Source organism: Staphylococcus sp. GDY8P119P (assembly GCF_017892075.1).
GTDB lineage: Bacteria > Bacillota > Bacilli > Staphylococcales > Staphylococcaceae > Staphylococcus > Staphylococcus ureilyticus.
Window position 1 is genome coordinate 1 of sequence record NZ_JAESKJ010000021.1, and the last position, 6,435, is coordinate 6,435.

Annotated in this window: 8 protein-coding genes; 1 reads left to right on the forward strand and 7 read right to left on the reverse strand. The window is 27.8% G+C overall.

The features are described from left to right. From KA830_RS12910 to KA830_RS12935, 6 genes are all read right to left on the reverse strand, one after another. Positions 1-1,014: 2,3-butanediol dehydrogenase (locus KA830_RS12910; protein WP_210134296.1), on the reverse strand; the 1,014-nt coding region annotated here is incomplete at its 3' end. A gap of 143 nt (positions 1,015-1,157) precedes the next feature. Then, complete coding sequence (locus tag KA830_RS12915; RefSeq protein ID WP_107377005.1) at positions 1,158-2,033, reverse strand: hypothetical protein; 876 nt, start codon at positions 2,031-2,033, stop codon at positions 1,158-1,160. A 58-nt stretch (positions 2,034-2,091) separates the two neighbouring features. Then, positions 2,092-2,289 carry a hypothetical protein gene (locus KA830_RS12920; protein ID WP_071561892.1) on the reverse strand — a complete coding sequence of 66 codons (198 nt, stop codon included), beginning with the start codon at positions 2,287-2,289 and terminating at the stop codon, positions 2,092-2,094. A gap of 217 nt (positions 2,290-2,506) precedes the next feature. Further along, positions 2,507-2,608, reverse strand: coding sequence for a type I toxin-antitoxin system Fst family toxin (locus KA830_RS12925; protein ID WP_002495781.1), 102 nt, complete (start codon positions 2,606-2,608; stop codon positions 2,507-2,509). Positions 2,609-3,370: 762 nt separating this feature from the next. Beyond that, positions 3,371-3,559, reverse strand: coding sequence for a hypothetical protein (locus tag KA830_RS12930; RefSeq protein WP_203217289.1), 189 nt, complete (start codon positions 3,557-3,559; stop codon positions 3,371-3,373). A 527-nt stretch (positions 3,560-4,086) separates the two neighbouring features. Continuing rightward, the gene (locus KA830_RS12935; RefSeq protein WP_238929026.1) at positions 4,087-4,338 is read right to left on the reverse strand and encodes a hypothetical protein; all 252 of its coding nucleotides are present in this window, start codon (positions 4,336-4,338) and stop codon (positions 4,087-4,089) included. 500 nt (positions 4,339-4,838) lie between these two features. On the opposite strand from KA830_RS12935, the gene KA830_RS12940 reads away from it, so the two are divergent. Next, the gene (locus KA830_RS12940; RefSeq protein ID WP_167868212.1) at positions 4,839-6,140 is read left to right on the forward strand and encodes a helix-turn-helix domain-containing protein; all 1,302 of its coding nucleotides are present in this window, start codon (positions 4,839-4,841) and stop codon (positions 6,138-6,140) included. Positions 6,141-6,305: 165 nt separating this feature from the next. Here KA830_RS12940 and KA830_RS12945 read toward each other — a convergent pair. Then, positions 6,306-6,435: helix-turn-helix domain-containing protein (locus KA830_RS12945; RefSeq protein WP_210134297.1), on the reverse strand; the 130-nt coding region annotated here is incomplete at its 5' end.

Consider the following 6,435-nt stretch of genomic DNA (forward strand, 5'->3'; position numbering starts at 1 on the left):
TTGTGATTTATCGTTTACAAGCTGTTTAAATCCTGACTCCACAATATCATCTAACTCTATCTCATCAGTAACGACATCTTTAACTTTTAAATTACCTTCATTAATTAAATCTATTGTTTGTTGAAATGTAGTAGGTGTATAAGCAATTGTCGAAGTGAGCTTTACACCTGTATTTGTTAATTGCATTGGATTCCATTCAATAGGATGGCCGAATATAGAAACTATAACAACAATACCTCTTGCTTTAGTAACATCTATTGCAGATTTAAGTGTTGGCGCTACACCAGCTACCTCAAATGCTACATCAACTCCATTATCTGTATGTTTATTAATAACATCACTTGGATCTGATTCACCGGAATTTATAGTATGAGTAGCACCAATCGCTTTAGCTTTATTCAATCTTTCTTCTGATAAATCAAAAACAAATATCTTACTTGCACCTGCAGCTTTAGCTGCTATGACTGTTAATAAACCGATTGGCCCTGCACCAAAAATAGCAACAGTATCGCCAAATAGAACTTCACCTTCTTTAATTGCTTGAACTGCAACAGCTGTTGGCTCTACAAGAGCGCCTTCTTTATCAGAAACGTTATCTGGTAACTTATAAACGTTCTCTTCTGGGGCATTTGTAAATTCTGCAAATCCACCATCAGAACCTAAACCTATAAATGAATAACCATCATAAAGATCAATATTTTCTTCTTTTTCACGATTTGAAACTGTAGGATTAATGACAACACGATCGCCTTTATTAAATTTTGTAACCTTAGAACCAATATCATCTACTACACCTGCAAATTCGTGGCCTAATGTAACGGGCGCTTTTTGGCCAAGGAACGGGTCAGGTTTGTCTGTTGAAATAAATATAGGGCCTTCTAAGTATTCATGTAAATCTGTCCCACAAATGCCAGCCCAAGACACTTTAACTTTAACCTCATTATCTTGTAACTCTTTAGATTTTCGATCTTCAACTCGTACATCCTTTTGACCATACCAAACTGCTGCTTTCATTGATAAAACCTCCTTGTTTTAGTTAATTTAATAGTATGCCTTTTAAAAGTTACTTTCAAATAAACTAACCTTTTAATATAGTGTTTCTAAATTATTATATGATTAGAGTGTACCCTAATCATGTAAAATATTGAATTAGTTTACTATTTCAACATTTTATTACGAATATCTTGTTTATCATTTTCATTTAATTCTGCTAAACAATGATAAAGATACTCGAAATGTAGCAATAATATTACTGCATTTTGTTTTGTTCCATACTGATTATCATAACCATGCATAATAGAATGTCTATTAATTTCATTCATCCTTTTTTCACCAAATTCAAAATTTCGTTTTAATTTAAATTTATAATATTCTTTGATTTTGACGTAATCAGCATCAACATAATAATCATGCTTAGATTTGTACTTGTTTATCGTTTCCTCAATTACAATATTAAAGAGTCGATAATTAGTTCTTCCTTTATAATTCACTGAATTGAATATCATACCTTCTAATCTTGCTAATAATGCAGGTATTATAAGATAATAATATTCATGCTTATATCCATCTAAAATCTCTTTTAATATAGTAATATCTTCTTGAGGTAGTTTGTAAGTGGTTACTTGGCTTTTTAAATGATTAAAATGAATTTCATCAAAATACCTTGTCATTATCAAATTAATATTTTCTTTAGTTACCTCCTGATGATTTGAATTCATTTCAACATAATTAATAACTTCATTTATATCTACATAATCTATTGGCGGATAATCATAGTTAATAAAAATTGAATTTACTGTAGTTGTATTATCAATAAAACTATCTAAAGCATCTTTAAATTCATCTAAGTTAGGTATACTTTTAGCTAAAACTTCTATTGATTCAGATATTTTCTTACTGTATTTAGAATTTATATCTTTTATTGCTTCGGATATTTTCTTGCTAAATATAGAATTTATATCTTCTATATTTTTATGCATTCTATTAAAATTTAATTTATCTAGTATGATATGTTTACTAAAATTATTCTTCATTTTAATTTCCCTTCTTAATTTACATAATGACCGTTATCGTTAACTTTTTTATTTTAAATTATTGTTTATCAATATTTATAAAAGCTATAGAATCAGTATTTATAAATAAGAAATCGCCGCCATCCGGAATTTTTATAGAAATGCTATTTGTTTTATCTTTGACTACTCCTTCTATATCTTCAATGAGCCTATTATAAGCATTTTCACCTAATACACTTTTTATAATCGCATATTGCTGGTCACTATAATTTAACACCTATTGTTATTCTTTCTTCTTCATATGTACTCACAGCTTACCTACCTCCAATTTTGGATTTTTTTAATATAGTATACTCTTCTGCTAATTTAATCACTTTGCATTCCTACCAATTATGATGTTATAATGCACTTAACAAAGTTATTAAGCATAATACACCAATCCCCTCACTATCGGAAGTAGTGAGGGGATTTTTTAGGTGTTGGCTAAAGGTCGCCTATTTTTTCTTATCGTTGCGATTGCGTAGCCAATGCGCAAATAACGCTACGATACAACCACTCGCTGCCGTGGTCGTGATGTGAACAAAGTTATCAAGCATAATTACACCTCCTCTCTACGTCAACTTGACGCCTGAGAGATAGGCGACTCTATAATTATATCATCTGTAAACATGTAAGCATATATACTTCCGATAAGTTGAATTATGAAAACCACTTATAACAGAACATATAACAAAAAATATTAGGAAGTTAATCCTCACAAATATTAAGTTACCATTATCGCTTTAATAATCTGTATTTCTTATATATTTTATACACAAATGTAAGTTACACATGTGTTAATTACATTTGTATAACTTACACATCACTTTTCTAATTATTTGCATACTGTATGCAATATATACCTAAAAAGCCTGTTGAAATAAACAATTAAATAAATATACAAGTTTACTTATTTAACTAATGCCCAATCATTTTTATCAGAGCAATGAAGTACATTTGTGTAATATACACAAATGTACTTTACACAAATATATTTTACACATATATTAATAAATAATGCTTTCAACACTGTATTTCATTACATGCAAAAGCTTATCACTATAACACATAAATCTTCGATTATTTTATTAAATTTTATTGTTTCGATATACTATAAATGAAGTAATGAGGTGCTAAATCTTACTTTGAGAACTAAAATACTTTGCTGAGTGTTTATAAAGCCTAAGTGAAGTATTTCATATAGACTATTCCTTTCTCTGATCCTACTATCAAGCTAATAAATGCTTCATAGTAGTTTTTTTGTTACTCAAAATAATTTTAATAGATAGATTCAATACATTTTACTTTTTCCTGTCTTCTTAAGAAAAAAACATTGGTTTAACTGCAATCATTATCAATTTCCTAAATGTCATAACATCTTCATAAGACCATTTAATATCAGGATTTTGAATAACTAAATCATATAATCTTTTTATCTCTTTACCCATTTCTTTTTCAGTATATAAATCACGCTTTTCCGATAAAGGACGCTCCTTATTCTCAATCATTTTTTCATCCCATTCTATCCTGCGACTATAAGCCCAATATAATTTAGTTACAGTATCTAACCAACCATTTTCTAAATAATAGTTAATTGTATAACTTTTAAGATGTATGATTTTAAACTCATCAATTGTATCCTTTTGGGGTCCACCAGATCCTCTAAATTAGTGGGTTCATCTAAAATTTCGGCCCCATATTTTTCAACTGAAATACTAGAAATTGAATCATAAGTTGCTTTAATTTTTTCCGATACATCTACTTCAATAGAGTAATCTCCTATTGAAAATGATTTGATATTTTGAAACAAATTATGGATGTCTTTTTTAAAAAGTAATATAAATATCAATATAACTATAGGGAAAGAAAAATGTGAATACAATAATTTTAACATCTCATATACAAAAGAAAAAAAGTTCATTATATATCCTACCTTTTTTTAATTAGACTTATCATAGTACTAAATACTCTATAAAATTTTAAAAGTTTTTATAGAATATATTCCTCTGTTTTTCAAACAAAAATACCATAAATATTAATATTCTACTGACTCAAGCAATGCTAAAATTTTATCTTGTTTATTCGCAACTTCTTTTAAAACTTTTGTATTTTGTGCTTGCTGATGTGACTGTTCTGCATATAATTTTTGATAACTTTCAAGTGGATCTAATAACTCTAAAGTCTCTAAAATTAATTTGTTTCTTGATATATTTTTATCTTTAGCCAATCTACTTAATCGATCTAACAACTCACTATCTACATCTCTAATTAGTAAATCTTTCTTCATTATTTTGAACTCCTTTTTTTTAAATTTTTTACTTATTTTTTTATGTTTTACGTACATATACTTACTAAGGTTATTTTGAAATTTAAACTAAATCCAGAATGATATTAAAGTATTATGCCTTCAAAAAAGGGTGTCTCACCTTTGTGACATTTTCTATATATCGTGTCACAAAGGTGAGACAAACACAATATGTTGTGTCACGAAAGTGAGACATTTCTATTTTTTTGATATCATAACACAAACCATTTAAACCCTTGGAATGTCTGGCTTAGCCAGACCTATCATTTCAAATGATAGCATATTCTCCTTATGCTCTTACCAAATATTTACCGATTTTCACGTTTTTTCTAAAACGCTCATAAAATCCATATAGTTTTTTTACTTACATGGTATGAAAAACATACCGAATCAAACATTTAAAACACTAATTTTTATATTATATTTAAGATGTATCTATAACAAAAGGAGTGTTCAAAATAAAACTAAGTTATAAACTAAAAATGGAACGTCTTAACGAAGAACTATCTCGAAAGAAATTGGCAAAATCACTTAATAAATATTTTAAAACGAAATATTATACAGAAAGAAAAATAGGTATCATTGAAAGTGATGAGACTTATTTAAAATTTGATGTTGTTGATGAAATGTGTTGCTTTTTTAATTTAACAATTCAAGATTTACTATATAAAAAATGGCCAGAATATAATCAGGATTTCACTGACTACTTCCAAAATGAAACTACGAAATATTGTCATTTGCCTGATGAAAATAGAACACGAGTTCATCAATTTTCTCAGCTTATATCTCATTTTAATTTAGTTAATAAACAGGATTGGATTTCATTCCCCAAGTATGATTTTATCCAAAGAGTTTATTACGATTACTTTGAAAAAAATGTTATTGATTACTCAACATGTGAAATAGCTTTAAATACTTTTAAGTTCCATTATCCAAATTATTTATACAAAAATAATAGTGGTTTAGTCATTAAACATGATTCAGCAGGTATATTATCAGTTACCGATCATCGTGATCCTATATCGAATGATGCATTGAAAAATGGCGTTGAAAAAATAGAGCATGCCATTGGCTTATTATTAGAAGTCAATACCCATAAATATGATCAAGGACTATTCACATCCCATAATATTGAAAAGTTACTTGAATACTTTAGGTGTCATAATATTAGCTTAAATAACTTAAGTTCTAATACATTAATCCCTTTATCAACATTGAAAAATTTATATAAAAATCCTAAAAAGTTATACTTTAAAGATATTCAGACACTATGTAACTATTTAGATTTTCCAATCAATGAGATTTCAAATTATACTAGCGACATTCAAGATAATATTGACGCTAAAAATATAGGTGAACATCTAGCAAAGTTAACTAACACTGGTGAAATTGAATCATTTAATCAACAATATTATCTAACGTCACAAGAAACTCAATTACTCATTCCTAGCTATTGTTATGAATCATTTATACGACAAATGAAAAAAGACTTAAATAGAGGCAGTGATGAGACAATGCTTTTCATGGAATTTAAGCATTTTATTTTTCAATGGCACTTTTTTAATAAACTTAAAATTTTACTGTCTCAAAAGTTGAACGGAAAAATTGGTAGAGATCTCTTTTATATGTTTACTAAAACGGAAATAGAATCTGCATTAGGTAATAATCTTTATCCAAGTAATCCAGTTAATCTATTAGGCACTTTAGCACTAAACAGAATTTCAAAGTTTGATAATACAAGTAATAAAGAGCTTCAAGAAATCATAGAAGAACAATTCAAATAACTATCAACACACTTATCACTATAATGATGTGTATACGTATCAACATAAACATAACTACATTCATACACATACCTATATACACCAAATTTTATAGTACTTTATTTACGTATAAAATTTGGTGTTGTTCTATAGTATCAAGACAAGAAGAAACTCGTTTCACTCGTTTCAAAATCCCTCTTGATTTTTACAGAAAAAATCTTTGATTTCATCGTCTTTAATAAAATAATAAGCCATCTTTCCATCTTTCCAAAAATCAAGAACATCATTTTTATACAAAAGTCTCAAGTGATGTGAT

What these genes read in the sequence shown, in the direction of transcription:
- KA830_RS12925 (WP_002495781.1), bottom strand. Translation starts at nt 2,608, where the DNA reads ATGCTTGATAACTTTGTTCACATCACGACCACGGCAGCGAGTGGTTGT.
- KA830_RS12930 (WP_203217289.1), bottom strand. Translation starts at nt 3,559, where the DNA reads ATGATTGAGAATAAGGAGCGTCCTTTATCGGAAAAGCGTGATTTATAT.
- KA830_RS12915 (WP_107377005.1), bottom strand. Translation starts at nt 2,033, where the DNA reads ATGAAGAATAATTTTAGTAAACATATCATACTAGATAAATTAAATTTT.
- KA830_RS12935 (WP_238929026.1), bottom strand. Translation starts at nt 4,338, where the DNA reads ATGAAGAAAGATTTACTAATTAGAGATGTAGATAGTGAGTTGTTAGAT.
- KA830_RS12940 (WP_167868212.1), top strand. Translation starts at nt 4,839, where the DNA reads ATGGAACGTCTTAACGAAGAACTATCTCGAAAGAAATTGGCAAAATCA.